Source organism: Massilia forsythiae (assembly GCF_012849555.1).
Lineage (GTDB): Bacteria > Pseudomonadota > Gammaproteobacteria > Burkholderiales > Burkholderiaceae_D > Telluria > Telluria forsythiae.
This window is the reverse complement of sequence record NZ_CP051685.1, coordinates 3,195,753-3,218,556: the sequence shown is the minus strand read 5'-3', so window position 1 is coordinate 3,218,556 and position 22,804 is coordinate 3,195,753. Positions and strand designations below refer to the sequence as shown.

19 protein-coding genes are annotated in these 22,804 nt (G+C 66.9%); 13 read left to right on the top strand and 6 right to left on the bottom strand.

Going from position 1 to position 22,804, the window contains the following annotated elements:
* Window positions 1–257 precede the first annotated feature (257 nt).
* Window positions 258–1,457 carry an aminotransferase class I/II-fold pyridoxal phosphate-dependent enzyme gene (locus HH212_RS13810; RefSeq protein WP_170203000.1) on the bottom strand — a complete coding sequence of 400 codons (1,200 nt, stop codon included), beginning with the start codon at window positions 1,455–1,457 and terminating at the stop codon, window positions 258–260.
* Between the two features lie 209 nt (window positions 1,458–1,666).
* Here HH212_RS13810 and HH212_RS13805 point away from each other — a divergent pair, with 209 nt between their 5' ends.
* On the top strand, window positions 1,667–2,251 hold the full coding sequence (locus tag HH212_RS13805; protein WP_170202999.1) for a DUF4337 domain-containing protein: 585 nt from the start codon (window positions 1,667–1,669) through the stop codon (window positions 2,249–2,251).
* Window positions 2,252–2,386: 135 nt separating this feature from the next.
* On the opposite strand, the gene rph is transcribed toward HH212_RS13805, so the two are convergent.
* The 3 genes from rph to HH212_RS13790 are packed head-to-tail and all read right to left on the bottom strand — an operon-like array spanning window position 2,387 to window position 5,134.
* Window positions 2,387–3,121 carry a ribonuclease PH gene (gene rph / locus HH212_RS13800; protein ID WP_170202998.1) on the bottom strand — a complete coding sequence of 245 codons (735 nt, stop codon included), beginning with the start codon at window positions 3,119–3,121 and terminating at the stop codon, window positions 2,387–2,389.
* 28 nt (window positions 3,122–3,149) lie between these two features.
* Entirely contained in the window at window positions 3,150–4,079 is a 930-nt protein-coding gene (locus HH212_RS13795; protein ID WP_170202997.1) for a PP2C family protein-serine/threonine phosphatase, read from the bottom strand.
* 35 nt (window positions 4,080–4,114) lie between these two features.
* Window positions 4,115–5,134, bottom strand: a complete 1,020-nt coding sequence (locus HH212_RS13790; protein ID WP_170202996.1) for a serine/threonine-protein kinase — start codon at window positions 5,132–5,134, stop codon at window positions 4,115–4,117.
* 208 nt (window positions 5,135–5,342) lie between these two features.
* Between HH212_RS13790 and HH212_RS13785 the strand changes: the two genes are divergently transcribed.
* The 4 genes from HH212_RS13785 to HH212_RS13770 all read left to right on the top strand — a co-directional run bounded on the left by HH212_RS13785 (window position 5,343) and on the right by HH212_RS13770 (window position 9,925).
* The gene (locus HH212_RS13785) at window positions 5,343–6,230 is read left to right on the top strand and encodes a YicC/YloC family endoribonuclease (RefSeq protein WP_170202995.1); all 888 of its coding nucleotides are present in this window, start codon (window positions 5,343–5,345) and stop codon (window positions 6,228–6,230) included.
* A 123-nt stretch (window positions 6,231–6,353) separates the two neighbouring features.
* Entirely contained in the window at window positions 6,354–6,998 is a 645-nt protein-coding gene (gene gmk / locus HH212_RS13780; RefSeq protein ID WP_170202994.1) for a guanylate kinase, read from the top strand.
* A 126-nt stretch (window positions 6,999–7,124) separates the two neighbouring features.
* Entirely contained in the window at window positions 7,125–7,328 is a 204-nt protein-coding gene (gene rpoZ, locus HH212_RS13775; RefSeq protein ID WP_005665923.1) for a DNA-directed RNA polymerase subunit omega, read from the top strand.
* Window positions 7,329–7,681: 353 nt separating this feature from the next.
* Complete coding sequence (locus tag HH212_RS13770) at window positions 7,682–9,925, top strand: RelA/SpoT family protein (RefSeq protein ID WP_170202993.1); 2,244 nt, start codon at window positions 7,682–7,684, stop codon at window positions 9,923–9,925.
* A gap of 101 nt (window positions 9,926–10,026) precedes the next feature.
* Here HH212_RS13770 and HH212_RS13765 read toward each other — a convergent pair whose 3' ends face one another.
* Complete coding sequence (locus HH212_RS13765) at window positions 10,027–10,650, bottom strand: biliverdin-producing heme oxygenase (protein WP_170202992.1); 624 nt, start codon at window positions 10,648–10,650, stop codon at window positions 10,027–10,029.
* Between the two features lie 96 nt (window positions 10,651–10,746).
* Window positions 10,747–11,313, bottom strand: a complete 567-nt coding sequence (gene greB / locus HH212_RS13760) for a transcription elongation factor GreB (RefSeq protein WP_170202991.1) — start codon at window positions 11,311–11,313, stop codon at window positions 10,747–10,749.
* Window positions 11,314–11,496: 183 nt separating this feature from the next.
* Here greB and HH212_RS13755 point away from each other — a divergent pair, with 183 nt between their 5' ends.
* The 8 genes from HH212_RS13755 to fliD all read left to right on the top strand — a co-directional run bounded on the left by HH212_RS13755 (window position 11,497) and on the right by fliD (window position 22,763).
* On the top strand, window positions 11,497–12,093 hold the full coding sequence (locus HH212_RS13755; protein ID WP_170202990.1) for a hypothetical protein: 597 nt from the start codon (window positions 11,497–11,499) through the stop codon (window positions 12,091–12,093).
* Between the two features lie 41 nt (window positions 12,094–12,134).
* Window positions 12,135–13,673, top strand: coding sequence for a sensor histidine kinase (locus HH212_RS13750; RefSeq protein ID WP_170202989.1), 1,539 nt, complete (start codon window positions 12,135–12,137; stop codon window positions 13,671–13,673).
* The gene (locus HH212_RS13745; RefSeq protein WP_170202988.1) at window positions 13,666–14,313 is read left to right on the top strand and encodes a response regulator; all 648 of its coding nucleotides are present in this window, start codon (window positions 13,666–13,668) and stop codon (window positions 14,311–14,313) included. The genes HH212_RS13750 and HH212_RS13745 overlap by 8 nt, the downstream gene beginning before the upstream one ends.
* Before the next feature lie 403 nt (window positions 14,314–14,716).
* Window positions 14,717–16,312 carry a GGDEF domain-containing protein gene (locus HH212_RS13740; RefSeq protein ID WP_170202987.1) on the top strand — a complete coding sequence of 532 codons (1,596 nt, stop codon included), beginning with the start codon at window positions 14,717–14,719 and terminating at the stop codon, window positions 16,310–16,312.
* A gap of 41 nt (window positions 16,313–16,353) precedes the next feature.
* A complete protein-coding gene (fliB, locus tag HH212_RS13735; protein WP_170202986.1) occupies window positions 16,354–17,589 on the top strand; it encodes a flagellin lysine-N-methylase in 1,236 nt (411 codons plus the stop codon).
* A 270-nt stretch (window positions 17,590–17,859) separates the two neighbouring features.
* Window positions 17,860–19,329: a flagellin N-terminal helical domain-containing protein gene (locus HH212_RS13730; RefSeq protein WP_170202985.1), complete on the top strand. Its 1,470-nt coding sequence runs from the start codon at window positions 17,860–17,862 to the stop codon at window positions 19,327–19,329.
* Window positions 19,330–19,417: 88 nt separating this feature from the next.
* The gene (locus HH212_RS13725) at window positions 19,418–19,804 is read left to right on the top strand and encodes a flagellar protein FlaG (RefSeq protein WP_170202984.1); all 387 of its coding nucleotides are present in this window, start codon (window positions 19,418–19,420) and stop codon (window positions 19,802–19,804) included.
* 310 nt (window positions 19,805–20,114) lie between these two features.
* Window positions 20,115–22,763, top strand: a complete 2,649-nt coding sequence (gene fliD / locus HH212_RS13720; protein ID WP_170202983.1) for a flagellar filament capping protein FliD — start codon at window positions 20,115–20,117, stop codon at window positions 22,761–22,763.
* The last annotated feature ends 41 nt before the right edge of the window (window positions 22,764–22,804 follow it).

Below are 22,804 nucleotides of genomic sequence, written 5' to 3'. Positions count from 1 at the left end.
CAACCCTCGCATGCCCTGGCGTGCAGCCGAAAGACATTCGTACCGATGCGTCGCTCGTGAATTAAACCATGTAAATACAGGCAATGGTAGAGCGATCGGTTCTCGTTTGGTGGAAGAGTGTCTCTTTTTTTGTATTTACAGGAAGAGCGGGTTCTGCATGTGGCAGCGCCGCGCAAAAAAAACCCGCGTGGCGGCACGCGGGCGGAACGGGAATGGAAAAACCGCGACCCGCAGCGCGGACGTGCGCCGCCGCAGCCTCAGAGCGCGGACGCCAGGCGCGCCATCACGCCGACCACGTGGTCGATCTGCGCGCGCGTATGCGCCGCGTTGAGCATGAAGCGCAGGCGCGCCTGCCCCACCGGCACCGCCGGGAACTGGATGGCGTCGACGTGCACGCCTTCGTCCCGCAGCGCGCGCGCGAAGTGCTGGCAGCGCGCCGCGTCGCCGATCAGCACCGGCACGATCGGGGTGCTGGTCGACACCATGTGGTAACCCAGCGGCGCCATGCGCTCGACGAAGTAGCGCTGGTTGTCCCACAGGCGCGCCCGCCGTTCCGGCTCTTCCTCCAGCAGGTCGAGCGCGGCCAGCAGCGCGTTGGCCTGGTCCGGCGGCGGTGGGCAGGTGAAGCCGTAGGCCGAGCTGGTCAGGCGCAGCACGTCGGCCATGTCGCGCTCCAGGGCGACGAAGCCGCCGATCGCACCGAGCGCCTTGCTCAGCGTCCCCATCTGCATGATGGCCGGGCTGTAGCAATTAAAATGTTCCGAGGTGCCGCCGCCGTTTTGTCCCAGGATGCCGGTGGCGTGGGCGTCGTCGATGTACAGGATGGCGCCGTAGCGTTCCGCCAGCGCGGTCAGCGCGGGCAGCGGCGCGATCGTGCCTTCCATGCTGAACACGCCGTCGCTGACGATGATCGGGCTGATGCCGTCGGCCGCCTTGAGCAGCGACTCCAGGTGGTCCATGTCGGCATGGCGGTAGACGTGGCGGTCGGCGCCCGACATCAGGATGCCTTCGCGGATGCTGATGTGGTTGTATTCGTCGGTGAAGTAAGCGTAGCGGCGGCGCTTTTTCGGACGGAAGCCGTGCAGGCGCGCCAGCATGCCGGCCTTGACCAGCGTGGACAGCACGCCGATGTTGGTCATGTAGCCGGTCACGAACAGCACCGCGTCGCTCTTGTGCTTGAGGGCGCCCAGGCGGCGCTCCAGCTCGCGGTACACCGGCAGGTCGCCGCCCAGCAGGCGCGACTCGCAGTTGCCGACGCCGTAGCGTTCCAGGCCGGCCTTGGCGGCGTCCACCAGGCGCGGGTGGTTGGCCAGCGCCAGGTAGTTGTTGGTGCTGAACGAGACGGCGGGTGCGCCGTTGACCCGGAACACCGGGTCCGGCAGGGTGTCGTGCACCGTGGATTCGTGGTGGATGGCGCTGGTGTGCAGCCAATCGGCGATGTCGGCGAGATCGTGCATGGTGTCGGTGGCGAGCGTGGCGTGGATGCGGGAGACAGGCGGCAGCCGGGTGGGTCGGCCGGCTGCGCTGCGATGCAGTATAGGCCAGCGCGGACCGCGTAAATATTACGGTTCCGTAATGTGGCCCGCATGCCGCGCGCGCCGCGCGTATGCTGCCGCGGCGCCGGCGCTATCATGGACGCGCCCGGCATTTTTCGACCCAAGGAATCATGGAAGCACAGGAACTCATCGACCAGGCCCGCGAGGCCCGCACCGAACGCCTCGACCGCAAGGTCGCCCTCACCGTGGCCCTGCTGGCCTCGTTCATGGGCGTGTGCAAGGTCAAGGACCACAACATCGTGCAGACCATGCAGCAGGCCCAGTCGGACAAGGTCGACCAGTGGGCCTTCTACCAGGCGCGCAACCTGCGCCAGGAGCAGGCCCACGTGGCGCTGCTGCAGCTGCGCCTGGCCGCGGCGGCGCGCCCGCCGGCCGAGCAGGCCGGCTACCAGGCCGCCATCGCCGAGCTGGAGCGATTGGAAGCCGACCAGGCCGCCAAGAAGGAGGCGCCGCGCAGGCAGGCCATGCAGGACGCGGCCACCTACGAGGCGCTCAACCGCCGCGACGACCAGTTCGACCTGAGCGACGCGGTGCTGGCGCTGGCGCTGTCGATGCTGGCCGTGACCACGCTGACGCGCCAGCAGTGGCTGTTCCGCGCGGCGCTGGTGCCGATCGTGGTCGGGGTGTTGTACGGGACGGTGGCGTTTTTCGGGTGGCGGATCCATCCGGCGTGGCTGGCCGAGTTGCTGTCCTGATCAAGGATGGCGCTACGGTTGCGTCGTCCCCGCGCAGGCGGGGACCCATGCAGAATGTACCGAAGCGGCAATGCCGGCATCTCGATTCCGGTTGCTCGGTATGGGTCCCCGCCTGCGCGGGGACGACGGGCGACGTTACAGCAGCAGCCCGAGCGCGCGCTTCTGCATGCCGACCAGTTCCAGGATGCCGCTCTCGGCCAGGTCCAGCAAACGGTTCATGCCGGCGCGATCGAAGGCCGCGCCCTCGGCCGTACCCTGGACCTCGATGAAGTGGCCGGACTCGGTCATGACCACGTTCATGTCGGTGTCGCAGCCGGAATCCTCGACGTAGTCCAGGTCCAGCACCGGCACGCCGCCGACCACGCCCACCGAGATCGCCGCCACGAAGTGGCGCACCGGCACCGCCGCCACCAGGCCGGCCGCCGCCAGGCGCGAAAAGGCGTCGTAGGCGGCCACCATGGCGCCGGTGATCGAGGCGGTGCGGGTGCCGCCGTCGGCCTGGATCACGTCGCAGTCGAGGTGCAGGGTACGCTCGCCGAAGGCGTGCAGGTCGAACGCGGCACGCAGCGAACGGCCGATCAGGCGCTGGATTTCCTGGGTGCGGCCGGACTGCTTGCCGCGCGCCGCCTCGCGGTCCATGCGCGTGTGGGTCGAGCGCGGCAGCATGCCGTATTCCGCGGTCAGCCAGCCCTGCCCCTTGCCCTTCAGGAAGCCGGGCACCTTGTCCTCGATGCTGGCGGTGCAGATCACCTTGGTGTCGCCGCATTCGATCAGCACCGAGCCTTCGGCGTGCTTGGTGTACTGGCGGGTGATGCGGATGGCGCGCAGCTGGTCGATGGCGCGGCCGCTGGGGCGGGTGGTGGTGCTCATGGGGTTCCTCGTGAATGTATGTGATGTGCTACTTCAGGATTTGCGACGACTTTTCGATCGCGTCGCGGATCTCGGCGATCGCCTTTTCGATGTCGTCCTCGTCGAACGGGTCGCCCTCGGCCGGCGCGGCGCCGTCCGCCGCCATCCCGGTGCCGACCGCGCCCTCCGGCAGCATCTGGGTGGAGACGACGCCGTCGTCGCCGACGCGGGCGGCGTCGTGCGCGCCCTGCCACTGGATCGCCAGCGCGGTGCAGTTGTCGGCGCGCGGCCCGGCGATCGAGGTGGCCATGGCGATCATGTCCGGCACCGCCTGCACGATGGTGTGGGTGGCCAGGCGGTGCACGATCTCGGTGTCGGGCAATACGCCCCACAGGCCGTCGGAGCACAGCAGCAGCACGTCGCCGGCCTCCAGGTGCGCCTGGCGCGACAGCTCGACGCGCGGCAGGCTGGACGAGCCGAGGCAGTTGTACAGCTTGTTGCGGTCCGGGTGCGAATTGCGTTCGGCCGGGTCGGCCAGGCCCTTGGCGATCAGGTGCTCGATGTGCGAATGGTCGCGCGTGCGCGCCAGCACCTGGCCACGCCGCAGCCAGTACAGGCGCGAGTCGCCGCAATGCGCCCACACCGCGCAGTTGTGCTGCACCAGGCAGGCGACGACGGTGGTGCGCGGCGTTTCCGGCAGCGCGCGCTCGCGCGCGTAGCGCAGGATATCCTGGTGCGCCTGCAGCAAGCCTTCTTCCAGGAAGCGCTCGGGTTTCCTGACGTAGGGCGTGGCCTGGGCGCGGAACAGCGCGGCCAGGCTCTGCAGGGCGATGGCGGCGGCGATCTCGCCGCGCTGGTGGCCGCCCATGCCGTCGGCCAGCACCAGCAGCAGCGCCTCGCGCGTGTAGCTGTAGCCCATGCGGTCCTGGTTGACCTTGCGGCCGCCGATATGGCTTTGCTGGTAGGCGGAAAATTGCATGGAGTCTCCGTTGGCGGAATGACGATCGGGAAGGATCAGGCGTCGCCGCGGCCGGCTCTACCTAGGCCGCCGAGGCGTCCGAGCAGGCCGCGCCAGCCGGATGCGGGCGCCGCCTGGGCATCGGCAGCAGCGGCATCGGCAGCAGCGGCAGCAGCGGCGGGCAGCGATCCGGCCGGCGCCTGCTGCAGCACCTTCTGCACCGCGAACACGCTCTGCGGGCGCGCCAGCGGATCGAGCGCCAGGCAGGCCGTCACCATCGCCACCAGCGCCGGCGAAAAGGCGCCGTCCAGTTTTGCGAACAACGGCGGCATGGCGTCGGCGTCGCGGCGCGCGTCGGCCGGCTGCGGCGGCGCGCCGGCCATGCAGGCGTACAGCGCGGCGCCGATGCTGTAGATGTCGGTCCACGGCCCGAGCGCGACGCCGCGCGCATACAGTTCCGGCGCCGCGAAGCCGGGCGTGTACATCGGCGCCAGCGAAGGCACGTCGGTGTTGATGGTCTGGCGCGCGGCGCCGAAGTCGAGCAGGATCGGCGTGCCGTCGGCGCGCAGGTAGATGTTGGCCGGCTTCAGGTCCAGGTGCAGCAGCTTGTTGGCGTGGACTTCGCGCAGGCCGGCACAGACGCCGTCGAACACGCGGCGCACGAAGGCTTCGCCGGGACGGCGTCCCCGCGCCAGCTGGCGCGCCACCACTTCCTGCAGCGCGTGGCCGGATTCGTAGGCCATTACCATGTAGACGGTGTCGTTGGCGCGGAAGAAATTCAGCACGCGCACCACGTTCGGATGCACGATGCGCGCCAGCGCCCGCCCCTCCTCGAAGAAGCACTTCAGTCCGATGCGGAAGACCGGCAGGTTGGCGCGCGACACCGCCGGCGCCAGTTCGCCCGGCTGGCGCAGCGCCAGCGCGCTGGGCAGGTATTCCTTGATCGCTACCGCGTTGCCGTCGCCGTCATATGCCAGATAAACAATACTGAACCCGCCGGACGCAATTTTCTTTACAATGCGATATCCGCCAATTTCCAGCCCATCCGGCAAGGGAGCGTTATTTTGTGCAGCCATGAGCGAGTAGTCCTTGCTAAACACGGCGATTGTGTGGATAAATCATCGCTTTGTAAAGAATAAAGGGAACCTCGACAACCCTCGCGGGCGACGCGGTGCCGTTCCGGGAGCGCCGCTGCTGCAAGGTGCGTACCGATGGGGCGGCAAGCGATGCATGGCGGGGCGTCGTGGTTCCATGCAACCGGGGACTCCATTGAGCATTTCTAGCATGACAGGGTATGCGGTAGCCACCAGCGAGGGCGCTGCCGGCACGTTGACGATCGAGATCAAGAGCGTCAATTCACGCTTCCTCGACCTGCAGTTCCGCATCAACGACGAGTTGCGCGCGCTGGAGCCCGACCTGCGTGCGGCGATCATGGCCGCCATCACGCGCGGCAAGGTCGAAGTCCGGCTGTCCTTCGGCCGCAAGGCGAGCACCGGCTCGCAGGTCCTGAACAACGACATGCTGGCCGACCTGGCGCGCCTGCAGAACGAAGTCACGCGCCACTTCGTGTCCGCGCCGACCATGACGGTGGCCGAGCTGCTGCGCTGGCCGGGCGTGATCGAGGAAGCGCAGATCGGCCAGGAGTCGCTGCAGGCCGACGTCGCCGCCCTCACCGTGAAAACCATCGCCGCCTTCGTCGACAGTCGCCGGCGCGAGGGCGCGGCGCTGGAAGCGATGCTGCAGTCGCGCATCGAATCGATGGAAGCGATCGTCAAGCGCATCACGCCCCTGATCCCGCAGGTGATCTCGCAATTCCAGCAAAAGGCGGTCGAACGCATGCAGGACGCGCTCGGCCTGGCCGGCCACGGCAACCCGAGCGTGCTGACGCGCCAGGAAGTGTTCGAGCGCATCCGCCAGGAAGTCACCCTGTACGGCATCCGCATCGACGTCTCGGAAGAACTGTCGCGCCTGTCCGCGCACCTGAACGAGACCCGCCACATCCTCAAGAAGGGCGGGCAAGTCGGCAAGCGCCTCGACTTCATGATGCAGGAACTCAACCGCGAAGCGAACACGCTGGGCGCCAAGGCGTCGGTCAAGGAACTGGCGGATGCGTCGATGGAGCTCAAGCTGCTGATCGAGCAGATGCGCGAGCAGGTGCAGAACCTGGAATAAGCGGCATACCGTTTCGTGCGGCCGGTGAAACCCGACCGCGCCGCCGTAGGGTGGACGGGGGCGCCTAGCTGGCTATGCCGTCCACCCTACGTTTTCATTCAACACGTAATAAAAGGAATCCTCATGCTCACCACCGCTTTCTCCGGCAGCCTGTTCATTGTCGCCGCCCCGTCCGGCGCCGGCAAATCGACGCTGGTCAACGCGCTGCTGGCGCAGGAACCGGGCATCAAGTTGTCGATCTCGACCACCACGCGCCAGCCGCGCCCGGGCGAGCAGGACGGCGTGCATTACCACTTCACCACCGCCGAGGACTTCACGGCGCGCGCCGACCGCGGCGAGTTCCTGGAATGGGCCGAGGTGCACGGCAATTTCTACGGCACCAGCCGCCTGACGGTCGAACAGGAAATGAAGAACGGCACCGACATCCTGCTGGAGATCGACTGGCAGGGCGCGCGCCAGGTCAAGAAGCAGTTTCCGCACGCGTCCGGCATCTTCATCCTGCCGCCGTCGATCGCGGCGCTGGAAGAGCGCCTGCACAAGCGCGGCACCGACGAGCCGCACATCATCACGCGCCGCTTGCTCGCCGCCGGCGGCGAGATCGCTCACGCGCCGGACTTCGAGTATGTTATCATCAATGAAGAGTTCAACGTCGCGTTGTCCGAGTTGCAGTCGATCGTCAAGGCGACACGTTCGCGCTTCGCCCAGCAAGCGGCCCGCAACACCTCGCTCTTTGCCCAGCTGGGAATCCACGCACTGCCGCAAACCTGATCCGCCGAATCCGATCCGCCGGCTTTCCGGACCCGGCGCCCGGCGCCCGCCGCATCCGGGCGGGCCCTGCCCGTTTCCCGTTGCGGCGGCCGTTCGTTTCCATATTGACCAAACTAGGAGTAGCACATGGCCCGCATCACCATCGAAGATTGCCTGAAGAACGTCCCCAACCGTTTCCAGCTGACCCTGGCCGCCACTTACCGCGCCCGTCAGTTGCTGCAAGGCCACACCCCGAAAGTCGAAGCCAAGGACAAGCCGACCGTCGTCGCCCTGCGCGAGATCGCCGCGGGCAAGGTCGGCCTGGAGATGCTGAAGAAGGTGCCTATGTAAATCATTGTGGGTCAGAGCACGGTTTTCACGCTTGTGCTCTGACCCCAACTGATTACGATCCGTCGTCCCCGCGCAGGCGGGGACCCATACCAAGCAACAGAATTCGCGATCTCGAAAGCACCTCGTGCAATCGGACAGACCGATTTCGGAAGCTCGGCATGGGTCCCCGGCTTCGCGGGGACGACGGTTTTGTGCATCCTTCGATCATGGTCGCAAGCGCCCTGCCGCCGTTCCGCCTGGATGACGATTTTTCCAGTCGATTGACCCTCCCCACGCACATCCCGACCCAACGGAATTGGGCCAGCCCGTTATTCTGTTATCCTGCTTCAAACAGCGGCTGATTTTCTTTACGTATGAACTTGTCCCCACCGGATTCCCTCCCCTTGAGTACCACCAACAAGGCGCCCCGGCCCGGCCGCACCGCCGGCAAGCCGCAGGAAGCCGAGACGCCTGCGCCCGGCGTCGCCTCGATCACGCACCTGGCCAACAAGCTGGCCGACTACCTCACGCCCGTCGAACTCAAGCGGGTCAAGGAAGCCTACCGCTTCTCGGACGAGATGCACCTGGGCCAGGTGCGCAAGTCGGGCGAGCCCTACATCTCGCACCCGATCGCGGTGGCCGAGATCTGCGCCGACTGGAAGCTCGATGCGCAGGCGATCATGGCCGCCCTGCTGCACGACGTGATCGAGGACCAGGACGTCAAGAAGGAAGAATTGCTGGAGCGCTTCGGCCCGCAGGTGGCCAACCTGGTGGACGGCCTGTCCAAGCTGGAAAAGATCGAATTCCAGAGCGTGGTCGAGGCGCAGGCGGAAAACTTCCGCAAGATGCTGCTGGCGATGGCGTCCGACGTGCGCGTCATCCTGATCAAGCTGGCCGACCGCCTGCACAACATGCGCACGCTGGGCGTGATGGCGCCGGCGAAGAAGCGCCGCATCGCCGGCGAGACCATGGAAGTCTACGTGCCGATCGCGCACCGGCTCGGCCTGAACGACATCTACCGCGAGCTGCAGGACCTGTCGTTCTCGCATTTGTACCCGCTGCGCTACAAGACGCTGTCCAAGGCGATCAAGGCGGCGCGCGGCAACCGGCGCGAGGTGGTCAGGAAGATCCTGGACGCGGTCAAGAACACGCTGGGCGGCGCCGGCATCCAGGCCGAGGTGTACGGGCGCGAAAAGACCCTGTTCGGCATCTATAAAAAGATGCGGAATAAACACCTGTCGTTCTCGCAGGTGCTGGACGTGTACGGCTTCCGCGTGGTGGTGGACACCGTGCCCAACTGTTACGTGGCGCTCGGCACCCTGCATTCGCTGTACAAGCCGATGCCGGGCAAGTTCAAGGACTACATCGCAATCCGCAAGATCAACGGCTACCAGTCGCTGCACACCACCCTGATCGGCCCCTACGGCACCCCGGTCGAATTCCAGATCCGCACCCAGGACATGCACCGCACCGCGGAAAGCGGCGTGGCGGCGCACTGGCTGTACAAGACCGGCGACCAGAACATGTCGGACCTGCAGCAGCGCACCCATGCCTGGCTGCAGTCGCTGCTCGACATCCAGCAGCAGACCGGCGACTCGGCCGAGTTCCTGGAACACGTCAAGGTCGATTTGTTCCCGGATTCGGTGTACGTGTTCACGCCGAAGTCGAAGATCATCGCGCTGCCGCGCGGCGCCACGCCGCTCGACTTCGCCTACAGCATCCACACCGGCATCGGCGACCACACGGTGTCGGTCAAGATCAACAACGAAGCGGCGTCGCTGCGCACCGAGCTGCACAACGGCGACATCGTCGAGATCGAGACCGATCCGGATTCGCGGCCGAGTCCGACCTGGCTGAGTTTCGTCCGTACCGGCAAGGCGCGCTCGGCGATCCGCCACTTCCTGCGCACCATTAACCTGAACGAGTCGGTGGAACTGGGCCAGGACCTGCTGGGCCAGGCGCTCGGCCAGCTCGGCATCAAGGCCGAACTGGCGCCCGGCGCGATCGAACGCCTGCTGGCCGAATCCTCGGCCAAGTCGATGGACGAGCTGTACGCCGACATCGGCATCGGCAAGCGCATGCCGGCGCTGGTGGCGCGCCACATCTTCGGCCTGCAGGGCGGCGACGTCGACAGCGTGCCGGCCCAGCCGAGCAGCGGCGGCGAACTCGATCCGGTCACCATCTACGGCAGCGAAGGCACTTCCGTGCAGCTGGCGCCGTGCTGCCTGCCGATCCCGGGCGACCAGATCCTCGGCCAGCTGCGGCGCGACCAGGGCCTGGTGGTACACACGTCCGACTGTGCGCAGGCCAAGCGCCTGCAGGCCAAGGAACCGGACCGCTGGATCGCGGTGCAGTGGGGCGGCGAACTGAACCGCCGCTTCGATTGCCGTATCCGCCTCTTGATCAACAACGAGAAGGGCATCCTGGCGCGCGTGGCGGCCGAGATCGGCGAGTCCGACGCCAACATCACGTATGTCGGCATGGACGAGGACGACGAGCACATGATGACCCAGCTGCGCTTCACCATCCAGGTGAAGGACCGGGTACACCTGGCGCACCTGATCCGCAACCTGCGCCGGGTGGCCGGCGTCAACCGGGTCGAGCGCGAACGCAGCTGAACGACGGCCGGCGACGATGGCGTTCCTCGCCCCGCCGGTCGATACCGACCATTCGATGACGTAGGGTAGACGGCGAAGCCGCCTCGCCGGCCACGTCCACCCTACCGATGTTCGTGCATCCGCAACGCCAGGATCGCATCGAACGCCGCGCACGCCCCGGCACACGCTTCGGCGACCTGCTCCGGCGTGCCCACGTGCCGGCGCAGCGCCCCCATGAATTCGCGCCAGCGCGGGCCGGGACCGGCGTCGCCGCCCTTCAGGTAGCGCAGCGGATGCGGTGCCAGCCGCTGCGCCAGGCGTTTATACAGCACCACGCCGCCCAGTTGCGATCCTTCGATCACGTAGCGCACGCCCCAGCGGTAGGCCGCACTCGCCTGTGCCGGCCACGAAACGGCGACGGCGTGCGGGTCGAATTCGGGCGTGCCCGGCATGCCGGGCTCGCCCAGGTCGGTGTCGATCAGCGCCAGGTGTCCGGCCAGGCCGGCATCCTGGACGGCGGCGTCGCCATCATCCCCTTCACCGCCGGCATCGGCCAGCCACGCCTGCAGCGGCAGCAGCCAGGCGCGCAACATGCGCAGGTGCAGCGCATAGTCGCGCAGGGACGCGTCGGGCGCGCCGATCGGCAGGCCGCTGTCGAGCTGCTGGTGGCGGCCGTCGGTGGCCGCGCGCAAGGCCGCGACCGGGTCAGGGGCCTGGGCGATGGGCGTCTCGTTGGAACGATTCATGGAAGACGGAATACAGGGAAAAATCCCATCTTACCAGCGCCAGCCGCATCGCACCGGGCGCGTCCGCCTGCGCGCGCGCCGCCATCCGGAGTGGGTTCAGTCGGCGATCGGCTCCGGGTACTCGACGGCGAGGATGTCCAGGTCGTCCGGGCCGAGCGGCGTCTGCAGCGTCACCACCTCGCCCTCGCGCGCCTTGGTCAATGCGCGCGCCACCGGCGACACCCAGCTGATCTTGCCCTGCAGCGGGTCCAGCTCGTCGATGCCGACGATGCGCACGACATGCTCCTCGCCGGCCTTGTTGACGTAGGTGACGGTGGCGCCGAAGAACACCTGGTCGTTGCCGTAGTGGACCGAGGGATCCACCACGAAGGCGGAATCCAGGCGCTTGGTGAGGAAGCGGATGCGCCGGTCGATCTCGCGCAGGCGGCGCTTGCCGTAGATGTAGTCGCCGTTCTCCGAGCGATCGCCGTTGGAGGCGGCCCAGTGCACCACGCGCACGACTTCCGGCCGGTCGACGTCGATCAGCTGCAGCAGTTCGTCCTTGATGGCCTGGTGGCCGGCGGGCGTGATGTAGTTCTTGGCGCCGGGCGGGATCGCCTGCGCCAGCGCCAGGGCGTCGTCATCGTCCTCGTTGTCGGACTCTTTTACAAATGCCTTGTTCATGACACCGATTGTAGACCCTTTTGCAAGCGATACGCGCGCCACTGCGAAGAGCGTCCTGCCAGAATAGGACGCACCAGGCCGGCATGACGGACTTGCAATTCCGTTTAGCCGGTCGCATCTGGCAGCAGTAGCCATCCGTCTCGACGAACGCGGCAGATCCGCACCATCCCGTATCATGCACCCATGACAAGAGCCGTCCAACGAAGCCGCCTGTTCACGCCGCTGGTGTACGCCACCGCGCTGCTGCTGCTGCTCGAAGAGTGGTGCTGGCGCGTCGGCGCGCGCCTGGCCGCGCGGCTGGCGCGCTGGCCGCTGCTGGCGGTGCTCGAATCGCGCGTGCGCACTTTGCCGCCGTATGCGGCGCTGTGCGCTTTCCTGCTGCCGGGATTGCTGCTGTTGCCGGTCAAGCTGCTGGCGCTGGTGGCCATCGCCAAGGGCCACGCGGTGTCCGGCATCGCCGCCATCGTCGCCGCCAAGATCGGCGGCGCCGCCGTGGTGGCGCGGCTGTACGCGCTGACCCTGCCGACCCTGCTGGCGGTGCGCTGGTTCGCGTACTGCCACGGCTGGTTCATGGCGCAGAAGGACCATTACATCGGGCGCCTGCGCGCCAGCCACACTTACCGGCGCGCCGGCCGGGCGCTGCGCAGCATGAAGTCGCGGCTGCGGCGGCGCTGGCATGGCAAGCAGCGCCCGGCGCCGCGGTTCGGCCACCGTCATGCCAGCCATACCTCGCGCGTGCTGCGCCGTCTCATCTTCCAGTGGCGCTCGTGGCGCCGTTGAGGATGGCGGGCGGCGTCCCCCCATAACCTGTGAATCCTGCCATGAGCACGTCTCCTTTCCCACTCGCTGCCGGCCGGGCGCATGCCGCAGTCCTGCCCGGCGGCGCATCCGGCGCCGCCGCAGCCGCCGTCCCCGCTGCGCCCTTCGGACGCGCGCCCGACAGCGAAATCTATCTGATCGATCCGGCCACGCTGCGCTTCGTCGACGCCAACGCGGCGGCGTGCCGCAACCTCGGCTACGACATGGCGCAGCTGGCCGGCATGACCCCGCACGACCTGATGCCGCCGGCCGACGCGGCGGCGCTGGCGGCGCTGCCCGCCCAGCTGGGAGAAGAAGCCGGCGCCCACGTCAACCTGCGCACGCGCCTGCGGCGCGCCGACGGCAGCAGCTACGCCATAAAATTGTGCTTCCTGCGCGCGCAGCGCGACGGCCGCGCGCTGCTGCTGGCGGTGGGCGACGACCTGTCGCGCGAACTGGCGGCCGGCGTGGAACTGGGGCAGTACCAGGCGCGCTTCGCGGCGGTGGTCAACCACACGCCGGGCCTGGTCTACCAGTTCGTCCAGCACGCCGACGGCAACGTCGCCTTCACCCAGCTGAGCGAAGGCTGCACCGCCCTGCTCGGCCTGTCGTGCGCCGAGCTGCACCGCGCGCCGGAACGCTTCCTGGCACTGATCCTCCCGGACGACCGCAAGAGCTACCTGGACACGATGCAGGCCTCGCGCGCCCGCTACGAAGGCTGGAACTGGGAAGGCCGGATCTGGATCGCCGCCTGGAACGACGTCAAGTGGATCGGCCTGCGCGCCACGCCCCAGCGCCTGGACGGCGACATGCAGTGGGACGGGATCATGACCAACATCACCGCCAGCAAGCAGGCGCAGGAAGAGACGCGCCATTCGCGCGCGCGGCTGGCCGAGCTGACCGCGCACATCGAGCAGGTGAAGGAGCAGGAACGCACCCGCATCGCGCGCGAGATCCATGATGACCTGGGCGGCAACATGACCGCCATCAAGATGGCGCTGGCGATGCTGGCAGCGCGCCTGCCGCCGGATCCGGGGCTCGCGGAAAAGGCCGACTATCTCGATTCCCTGGTCGACCGCACCATCGAGGCGATCCATCGCATCTCGCTCGACCTGCGTCCCAGCACGCTCGACCTGGGTATCGTCGCCGCGCTCGAATGGCAGGCGCGCGAATTCGAGAAGCAGCTCGGCATCGCCTGCGTGCTGCGCAGCACGGAAAAGGAGATCGCGCTCGACCAGGACCGTGCCAGCGCCCTGTTCCGTATTTTCCAGGAAACGCTGACCAATATCGCCAAGCATGCCCACGCCACCCGCGTGACGGTGACGCTGCGGCGCCAGCGCCAGCACCTGACGCTGAGCATCTGCGATAATGGCCGCGGCATCACGCCCGAAGACCGCCTGAAGCCGCACTCGTTCGGCCTGCGCGGCATGAGCGAACGCGCGCTTGCGCTGGGCGGCACCCTCGACCTGTCGGCGGCGCCCGGCGGCGGCACGATGGTGGCCGTCAAGATCAGGCTGTCCGACCCGGCCAAGAGCAACCCCGAACCCAGCAAGCATGAGTGAAAAAGCCAGCATCCGCGTCTTCATCGCCGACGACCACGCCATCGTGCGCGAAGGCTTGAAACAGATCCTCGCCGAGCAGCGCGACATCGCCGTCACCGGCGAAGCCGAGACCGGCCTGGACGCCGTCAAGCTGTTCCGCAAGTCGCGCTGCAACGTGCTGCTGCTGGACATCTCCCTGCCCGACCGCAACGGCATCGAGGTGCTGAAACAGATCAAGTCCGAAAAACCCGAGCTGGCCGTGCTGATGCTGTCGATGCACCGCGAGGACCAGTACGCGATCCGCTCGCTCAAGGCCGGCGCCGCCGGCTACCTCACCAAGCAGAGCGCGCCGCGCGAGCTGGTCAACGCGATCCGCCAGGTCGCCGCCGGCCAGCGCTACGTCAGCGCGCAGCTGGCGCAGGTGCTGGCCGCGCAGGTCGGCGCCGACCACGAACTGCCGGTGCACGACACCCTGTCCGACCGCGAATACCAGACCCTGACCATGATCGCTTCCGGCAAGACGGTGAGCGAGATCGCGAAAGAGCTGTCGCTGTCGGTCAAGACCATCAGCGAATACCGCTCGCGTCTGTTGGCCAAGATGAAGCTCAAGACCAGCGCCGAATTGACGCATTATGCGATCCGGAACCATCTGATCGACTGAAGGCAAGGCTGTGCCGGTCATCGCTCAGCCTCTTGGCCAGGCAACCAACCCGTCGTCCCCGCACAACCCGTCGTCCCCGCGCAGGCGGGGACCCATACTGAACGTCCAGAGTCGATTCCTTGAAACCATCGAGGTGCTTCCATGCCGACGTGTCCTGACGCTCGGCATGGGTCCCCGCCTGCGCGGGGACGACGGTTTTTAGGCCAGCAATACGATCTTGGACCGTAGGACGCCCTCGAGGGAACGACGGCTATCGGCATGCACTTTTCAATAGGCTGGCGCCACAAGCAGCAAAGTTCCTCCACATCGTCAAGAATGAACCGCTTTTAACCGGCTTTTCCTTGGATCAAATGTTGGCAGCAGGAACTACCATGGCACAAGAAAAATTCCATGCTGCAACAAAATGTCCAATACAAATAATCCTCAGAGCAGCGCCACCCAGCACCCGGTCGAGATCGCGCGCGAAGCTTTCCGCCGCCTCGCCACGCGGCGCATCGCGCCCACGCCCGACGCCTACCGCGACATCTACAATGAAATCGCCGGCGTAACGGCGGCGCCGCCACTGCCGCAGCAAACGCCGCCCCCGGCCCAGCCCGACCCGGGTGCCGAGCACGTGCTGTCGGGCTTTGCCGGACGCCTGGCCGACACGCCCGGCGAACTGGCCGAGTTCGGCACGCGCCTGCACCGCGCCGTCAAGCAGCGCGACTGGGACGGCTATGCGCGCACGCTGTCGCAACTGGCGGAAAAGCACCTGCGCCGCCATACGCACCCGGCCATGGCGCTCGGCGTCGAGGATGCGAGCTCGAAGCTGCTGCGCGACCTGCTCAGCCGCACGCTGACCTTCGCGGTGGCGTCCCTGCTGGCCGGCTCGCCGGCGCTGTCGGGCGAAGCCGAATCGCTGGGCGCGGCGGTCAAGCAGGCCCACGACGAGTCGTCGCTGCACGAGATCGGCACGCGCCTGAAGGAGCTGTGCTACCAGATCGAGCTCAAGAGCGGCGACACCGCCGAGCAGCAGCAATTGCTGCTGCGCCTCTTTAAACTGCTGCTGGAAAACGTCAGCGAGCTGCTCGACGACGACAGCTGGATGCGCGGCCAGATCGCCGCCGTGCAGGACCTGATCGCCGGCCCGCTCGACCCGCGCGCGCTGGAAGACGCCACGCGCAGCCTGAAGGACGTGATCTACAAGCAGGGCCACCTGAGGAGCGGCATCGCCGACGTGCGCCTGACGGTCAAGAACATGATGATGACCTTCATCGACCGGCTCGGCTCGGTGGCCGCGTCCACCGGCAGCTTCCATGAAAAGATCGGCGGCTTCTCGGAGCGCATCCGCCACGCCGCCAACATCGAGGAACTCAACGAATTGCTGGAACACGTGCTGAGCGAGACGCGCGTGGTGCAGGCCGAGGCGCTGGCCTCGCGCGACCGCATGCTGGCCGCGCACCAGGAAGTGCAGGACGCCGAACGCCGTATCCGCGACCTGGAAGCGCAGTTGCAGCAAATGAGCGAACTGGTGCGCGAAGACCAGCTGACGGGCAGCCTCAACCGGCGCGGCCTGGACGACGTGTTCGAGCGCGAGAGCGCGCGCGCCGACCGCCGCGGCACGCCGCTGTGCGTGGCCCTGCTCGACCTGGACAATTTCAAGAAGCTCAACGACACCTACGGCCACCTGGCTGGCGACAACGCGCTGCGCCACCTGGTGAAGGTGGTCAAGGAAACCCTGCGCTCGATGGATGTGATCGCCCGCTTCGGCGGCGAGGAATTCCTGATCCTGCTGCCGGAAACCGGGGTCGAGTCGGCCGCGGCGGCGATGGTGCGGGTGCAGCGCGAACTGACGCGCCACTTCTTCATGCACGACAACGAAAAGATGCTGATCACCTTTTCCTGCGGCGTCGCCCTGCGGCGCCAGGACGAGGAGCAGCCCAGCCTGCTGGCGCGCGCCGACCGCGCCATGTACCAGGCCAAGCAGAGCGGCAAGAACCGTGTGGTGGTGGCCGACTGAACGGCCGCCACGCCCATCTTTCATCTGACGAGGAGCCGCGAATGGCCATCCTGCATCCCACCAAGACCCTGCCCGCCCTGCTGCCGCGCTACGTGACCCGCTTCGCCTGCACCGGGTCCGCCTGCGAAGACAATTGCTGCTCGGGCTGGCTGGTCACGCTCGACAAGAAGACCTTCAATGCCTACCGCAAGACCAGCCATCCGGGGCTCGGCGCCACGCTCGACAAGCACGTCAAGCGCCACCGCGCCGGCGACGGCGACCAGAACTACGGCAAGATCGAACTCGATCCGGCTACCGGACAATGCCCGATCATGAGCGATGGCTTGTGCGGCGTGCAAAAGGGATTGGGCGAAAGCTACCTGTCGACCACCTGTTTTACCTACCCGCGCCAGACGCGCCAGTTCAGCGGCAAGTTCGAGCAGGCGCTGATGCTGTCCTGCCCCGAAGCAGCGCGCCAGGCGCTGCTGCAGCCGGACGCCTTCGACTTCATCGAATCGCGCATCACCGTCCGTCCCGATGTCGTGCAAGCCTCTACGGTGAGCTTCGGCCTGACCACGGAAGCGGTCAACGACGTGCGCATCTTCTGCCTGCAACTGATGCGTACCGGCGGCCTGGCACTGTGGGAACGGCTGGCCGTGCTCGGCGTGTTCTGCGAAAGCCTGACCGCTACCCTAGCGGCGTCGCAACATGCCGCGGTACCGGCGCTGATCGAACGCTTTACCGGCCTGGTGGCCGGCGGCGGCCTGGTCGATGCGCTGCACGGCCTGCAGCCCAACCACGAGGCGCAGGCGATGGTGTTTTCGACCATTTTGGCCGACCGTGGTTTCCAGACCACGACCAGCATGGAAACCGAGATCGTGCTGTCGGTCGGTAGCCGCCTCGGCGCCGATGACAATGGCGTGGTCGACGCCGGCACGCTGGTGGCATCCTACCGGCGCGGCCTGGATCGCCTGGAGCAGGCGTTGCAGGCGGCGCCGCACCTGCTCGAACATTACGTGCTCAACGAAATGTTCCTGACCTTGTTCCCGTTCGTCGACGGCAGCCCGTTCGAAGCTTACCTGCAGTTGGTGTCGCGCTTCGGCCTGTTGCGCCTGATGCTGGCGGCACAATGCAATAACGAGGGCGAGGTGCCCGGCGCCGAGTTGCTGGTCAGGACCGTACACATTTATTGCCGCCGCTTCCAGCACCAGACCATGTTCACGCGGCGTGTGAATGGCGCGCTGCATGCAAGCGGCTGGTCCAGTCTCGACAAGCTGTACGGCTTCCTGCGCAGCTGACGCTCTCGTCGCACCAGGCCGGGCGTGGCATGCGCTGGCCGAGTCGACCCGGGCAAATGCGACGCGCCCGGTGTTTTTGTGCTCGCCGCCGGCCTTTGGCATCGTCTTCGAATTTTTTCGCATTTTTTTATCGTCGGGCCCTAAACTTTTTCCGTAGGGCACCGTTACCAGCATCAACAGCGGTTTGAATGTCACGGAACAGCGTGACAGACCAACGTGAATCGAGTGGCACGTCGCCACGCCCCGCAAGACCCAGTCTGGAGAGACACCATGGCATCCGTAATCAATACCAACGTTGCATCCCTGAACGCCCAACGTAACCTGTCGGCTTCGCAATCCACGCTGAACACTTCGATCCAGCGCCTGTCCTCGGGCCTGCGCATCAACAGCGCCAAGGACGACGCCGCCGGCCTGGCGATCTCGGACCGCATGAGTTCGCAGATCAAGGGCATGACCCAGGCAAGCCGCAACGCCAACGACGGCGTGTCGATGTCGCAGACCGCCGAAGGCGCACTGTCCAGCTCGGGCGACATTCTGCAGCGCATGCGAGAACTGGCGGTGCAATCGTCGAACGCCAGCAACACCTCGAGCGACCGCCAGGCGCTGCAGACCGAAGTCACGCAGCTCGGCTCGGAACTGAACCGCATTGCCACCACCACCTCGTTCAACGGCCAGAACCTGCTGGACGGCACGATGGGTACCGCCAACTTCCAGGTCGGCGCCAACGCCGGCCAGCTGATCTCGGCCAACGGCGCGAACTTCCTGACCAATACCTACGGCGACAACCAGGTCACCAACGACACCGTGGCGGTCAAGGCCACCACCAACGCTGCCGCCTCGAAGATCACCATCAACGGTTCGCTCGGTTCGAAAGAAGTCACCACCACCGCCACCGATACCGCCAAGTCGCTGGCGCAGAGCATCAACCAGCAGACCTCGGGCACCGGCGTGAGCGCCACCGCCAAGACCGACGTCAACCTGGGCCTGGGCGCCGAATCGTACTCGTTCAGCATCAAGTCGGACAACGCTACCGCCGTCACCGTGTCGTTCTCGGTGGGCTCGGGTGGCGGCGTCGCATCCGACTTCGCTTCCGGCATCTCGGCGATCAACGCCCAGTCCGCCAACACCGGCGTGACCGCACAGTACGACGAAAAGACCAAGGGCATCAAGCTGACCAACGCCTCGGGCAACGACATCAACATCACCAACGGCGCCACCGCCAACACCAAGTTCGACGTCTCGTCGTTCAAGCTGGATGGCACCACCAACGGTACCTTCGATGCCAAGGCAGCGGCGGCAACCGCGGTGGGTAACGGCAGCGTCACGCTCGACTCCGACCAGAGCTTCTCGGTACTGGATGCCGGCTCCGGCTTCGGCGTGGGTGCGGCCTCGGGCGGTACCACCAACCAGGCGTCGACCCTGAAATCGGTGGCCTCGCTCGACGTGACCACCTTCGACGGCGCCCAGCTGGCGATCAAGATCGCCGACGCCGCCCTGTCGTCGGTCAACAAGCAGCGCGCGCAATACGGTGCACTGCAGTCGCGCTTCGAATCGGCGATCTCGAACCTGAGCACCTCGACCGAGAACTTGTCGGCATCGCGCAGCCGCATCGTCGACACCGACTTCGCGTCGGAAACCGCGAACATGACCCGCGGCCAGATCCTGCAGCAGGCCGGCACCTCGATGCTGGCCCAGGCGAACTCGCTGCCGAACGGCGTGCTGTCGCTGCTGCGCGGCTGATCCGGCGGCCGGTAGTCACCGGTACGTGATGTAAAGCGGTTCCCCGGCTGAAGCGATTCAGCCGGGGAATTTTTACTAGGAACTCATCATGAACATCCAACCGCTCGGCGCCTCCCTCGCGCCGAAACTGGAAGACCGTGGGACGCAAGCTGCGACTGCGTCGCCGGCCGGCCCGGCCGCCGCGGCCGGCAAGGTCTCGACCACCGCCACGGCCGCCGCCGCATCGGCCGCTATATCCGCCGCGCAGCCGGACCGCGACACCCTGGATGCCGCGGTAAAGAAGATCAACGATTCGATGGCGGCTTCCTCGCAGAGCCTGGAATTCTCGATCGACAAGGACAGCAAGGACATCGTGGTCAAGGTGATCGACCAGAACACCAGGGAAGTACTACGCCAGATGCCTTCGGCCGAGGCGCTGGAGATCGCCAAGTCGATCGACAAGATGCAGGGCCTGCTGATCCGGCAGACCGCCTGAAGCGCCGCCCGGCGGCCCCCTGCCCACGTCGTCCCCGCGCAGGCGGGGACCCACGCCAAGCGTCCGGAGTTGGTACTTTCGAGGATGCGAAGCGCTCTGGATGGATCGAATCCTGTTGCTTCGTATGGGTCCCCGCCTGCGCGGGGACGACGGTCATGCGGCTGTATCGCACAACGACACCCCCGCTTCCCCCACCCATTGATCCAGAATTGGCAGTAATTTCCTGCTCTCAAGTACGAATTGCTTCCGCCGTTAATCACTTACATTAGCAACTCACGGAAAGCGCGCGCTTTCCTTCAAGGAGAATACGGTGGGCATCAGTTCAGCAGGCATTGGATCGGGACTCGACGTCGACAGCCTCGTCACGAAGCTGATGGCGGCCGAGTCGGCGCCGCTCAACAACTACGACACCAAGAGCGCCGGCGTGCAGGCGCAGATCGCCGCGTACGGCAAGCTCAGCGGTGCAATCGGCACCTTCCAGGGCGCGCTATCCTCGCTCAGCTCCAGCTCGACCTTCCGCGCGCTGACGACCACTTCCAGCAACAGCGACGTGCTCAGCGCCACCACCTCGGACACGGCGGTGGCCGGCAACTACAAGATCAGCGTCAGCCAGCTGGCGCAGGCGCAGAGCCTGAACACCGGCGGCAAGGCCAGCACCACCGCCGCCATCGGCACCGGGGTGCCGACCACGCTGACCTTCCAGTTCGGCACCGTCACCGGCGGCAACTTCGGCCTGGCCGGCGGCGCGCTCGGCGCCGCGGTGGCCAGCGGCGGCGTGGCCAACGGTTCGCTCACCATCAACGGCACCGCGATCGCCACCGGCGCCGCCACCCGCAGCGCCAAGGACCTCGCCGCCGCCATCAATGCCCAGACCACCACCACCGGCGTGACCGCGGCGGCGGCGGCGACCAAGACCGCGTCCGACCTGTTCAGCGGCTTCGGCGGCGTCACCACGGCCAGCGGCGCCAGCTATTCGCTGAGCGTGGGCGGGGTCGAGCTGGCCGACCTGGCAGGCGGCGCCAGCCTGGACGCCGCCGGCATCGACAGCGCCCTCACCGGCACCAACCCGACCACCGAGGCGCTGGCCGATGCCGGCATCACCTTCAGCGGCAAGGCTTCCGACGGCACGCTGCAGTTCACCGCCGCCGACGGCTCCAACATCGCCGTCACCGAAACCGTCACCGGCAGCGTCACCGGCGGCCTGCACAACAGCGGCACGGCCAACGTCGGCTCCAACAGCGTGGTCACCTCGACCCTGTCGCTGAATTCCGGCACCGGCAGCCCGATCCAGGTCGGCGGCAGCAACCCGGCGCTGGCCGGCCTCACGGCCGGTTCCGGCGGCAGCTACCTGGGCGCCGGCTTCACCCAGGACGGCGCTCAGGCGATCGGCACCGTCAGCCTGCCATCCGGCAGCCAGAGCCTGGCCGGCATCCGCGACGCCATCAACAAGGCCAATATCGGTGTTACCGCCAGCATCGTCTCGGACGGCAGCGACAAGCCCTACCACCTGGTGCTGACCTCGACCAAGACCGGCGAGAGCTCGGCCATGAAGATCTCGGTGAGCGGCGTCGACGGCGCCGCCGGCGACACGGCGATTTCCGACCTGCTGTCGTACGACCCGGCCGGCGCGCAAAAGCTGAACCAGACCAGTGCCGCCCAGAGCACCAAGCTGAACGTCAACGGCATCGCCGTCACCAGCAACAGCACCAGCGTCACCGGCGCGGTCGACGGCGTGACCATCAACGTGGCCCAGACCGGCAGCTCGACGCTGGCGGTGACGCGCGACACCAAGTCGGTCACCGATGCCATCAACGGCTTCGTCAAGGCCTACAACACGCTCAACTCGACCATCGCCAGCCTGACCGGCTACAACGCCGACAGCAAGAAGGCCGGCGCGCTGCAGGGCGACGCCACCGTGCGCGGCATCCAGAGCCAGCTGCGCGCCCAGCTCGGCAAGGCGGTGCAGGGCCTGGGCGGCGGCCTGACCACGCTCGGCCAGATCGGCGTCACCTTCCAGAAGGACGGCAGCCTGGCGACCGACACGACCAAGCTGAACACGGCGATGACGAACAACTTCAGCGACATCGCCGGCCTGTTCGCCGCGGTCGGCCAGGCCACCGACGGCATGGTCTCGGTGGCCAGTTCGAGCGCCAAGACGCAGGCCGGCAACTACGCCGTCAACATCACGCAGATGGCGACCCAGGGCGCGCTCACCAGCCAGAACGCGCTCGCGTCCAGCACCACGATCGCGGCCAACACCACCTGGACCGTGACCCTGAACCAGACCGACCCGGCCACGTCGACCAAGGTACAGAATATCGCCATCCCGGCGGGCACCTACGACCCGAAGCAGCTGGCGTCGCTGCTGCGCTCGGCGATCAACGGCAATTCCACCTTTTCCGGCGCCGGCGACACCGTGGAAAGCTCGGTCGACGACAGCGGCCACCTGGTGCTGTCGTCGAGCAAGTACGGCATCGGTTCCAAGATCGACATCAGTGGCGTCACCGGCACCGCGGTCGCCGACCTGTTCGGCGGCGCCACGCCGGCGGTCGGCAAGGACATCGCCGGCACCATCGGCGGCGTGGCCGCCACCGGCAACGGCCAGACCCTGACCGGCGCCGCCGGCTCGGCAGTGGAGGGACTGGCGCTGAAGATCACCGGCGGCAGCGCGGGCGAGCGCGGCAGCGTCAACTTCTCGCAGGGCTACGCCTACCAGCTGAACAACCTGGCGACCAGCTTCATCGGCACCAGCGGCATGATCACCACCAAGACCACCGGCCTGAACAACACGGTCACCTCGATCCAGAAGGACCGCGACGCCTTCAGCAACCGCCTCACCGCGATCGAGGCGCGCTACCGCGCCCAGTTCACCGCGCTCGACACGATGCTGTCGTCGATGCAGAGCACGCAAAGCTACCTGACGCAGCAGCTCGCGGCCATCGCGGCCAATTCGAGCTGACAGCGGCGGCAGCGGACCACCCGGCAGCAACCAGCCAGTCA

Excerpts from the sequence above, each read along its gene's own strand:
- HH212_RS13790 (WP_170202996.1), bottom strand. The coding sequence starts at position 5,134 with ATGGCTGCACAAAATAACGCTCCCTTGCCGGATGGGCTGGAAATTGGC.
- rph (WP_170202998.1), bottom strand. The coding sequence starts at position 3,121 with ATGAGCACCACCACCCGCCCCAGCGGCCGCGCCATCGACCAGCTGCGC.
- fliB (WP_170202986.1), top strand. The coding sequence starts at position 16,354 with ATGGCCATCCTGCATCCCACCAAGACCCTGCCCGCCCTGCTGCCGCGC.
- HH212_RS13730 (WP_170202985.1), top strand. The coding sequence starts at position 17,860 with ATGGCATCCGTAATCAATACCAACGTTGCATCCCTGAACGCCCAACGT.
- HH212_RS13745 (WP_170202988.1), top strand. The coding sequence starts at position 13,666 with ATGAGTGAAAAAGCCAGCATCCGCGTCTTCATCGCCGACGACCACGCC.
- HH212_RS13805 (WP_170202999.1), top strand. The coding sequence starts at position 1,667 with ATGGAAGCACAGGAACTCATCGACCAGGCCCGCGAGGCCCGCACCGAA.
- HH212_RS13785 (WP_170202995.1), top strand. The coding sequence starts at position 5,343 with ATGACAGGGTATGCGGTAGCCACCAGCGAGGGCGCTGCCGGCACGTTG.
- HH212_RS13725 (WP_170202984.1), top strand. The coding sequence starts at position 19,418 with ATGAACATCCAACCGCTCGGCGCCTCCCTCGCGCCGAAACTGGAAGAC.
- HH212_RS13765 (WP_170202992.1), bottom strand. The coding sequence starts at position 10,650 with ATGAATCGTTCCAACGAGACGCCCATCGCCCAGGCCCCTGACCCGGTC.
- HH212_RS13810 (WP_170203000.1), bottom strand. The coding sequence starts at position 1,457 with ATGCACGATCTCGCCGACATCGCCGATTGGCTGCACACCAGCGCCATC.
- rpoZ (WP_005665923.1), top strand. The coding sequence starts at position 7,125 with ATGGCCCGCATCACCATCGAAGATTGCCTGAAGAACGTCCCCAACCGT.
- HH212_RS13755 (WP_170202990.1), top strand. The coding sequence starts at position 11,497 with ATGACAAGAGCCGTCCAACGAAGCCGCCTGTTCACGCCGCTGGTGTAC.
- HH212_RS13740 (WP_170202987.1), top strand. The coding sequence starts at position 14,717 with ATGTCCAATACAAATAATCCTCAGAGCAGCGCCACCCAGCACCCGGTC.
- HH212_RS13770 (WP_170202993.1), top strand. The coding sequence starts at position 7,682 with ATGAACTTGTCCCCACCGGATTCCCTCCCCTTGAGTACCACCAACAAG.
- greB (WP_170202991.1), bottom strand. The coding sequence starts at position 11,313 with ATGAACAAGGCATTTGTAAAAGAGTCCGACAACGAGGACGATGACGAC.
- HH212_RS13750 (WP_170202989.1), top strand. The coding sequence starts at position 12,135 with ATGAGCACGTCTCCTTTCCCACTCGCTGCCGGCCGGGCGCATGCCGCA.
- HH212_RS13795 (WP_170202997.1), bottom strand. The coding sequence starts at position 4,079 with ATGCAATTTTCCGCCTACCAGCAAAGCCATATCGGCGGCCGCAAGGTC.
- gmk (WP_170202994.1), top strand. The coding sequence starts at position 6,354 with ATGCTCACCACCGCTTTCTCCGGCAGCCTGTTCATTGTCGCCGCCCCG.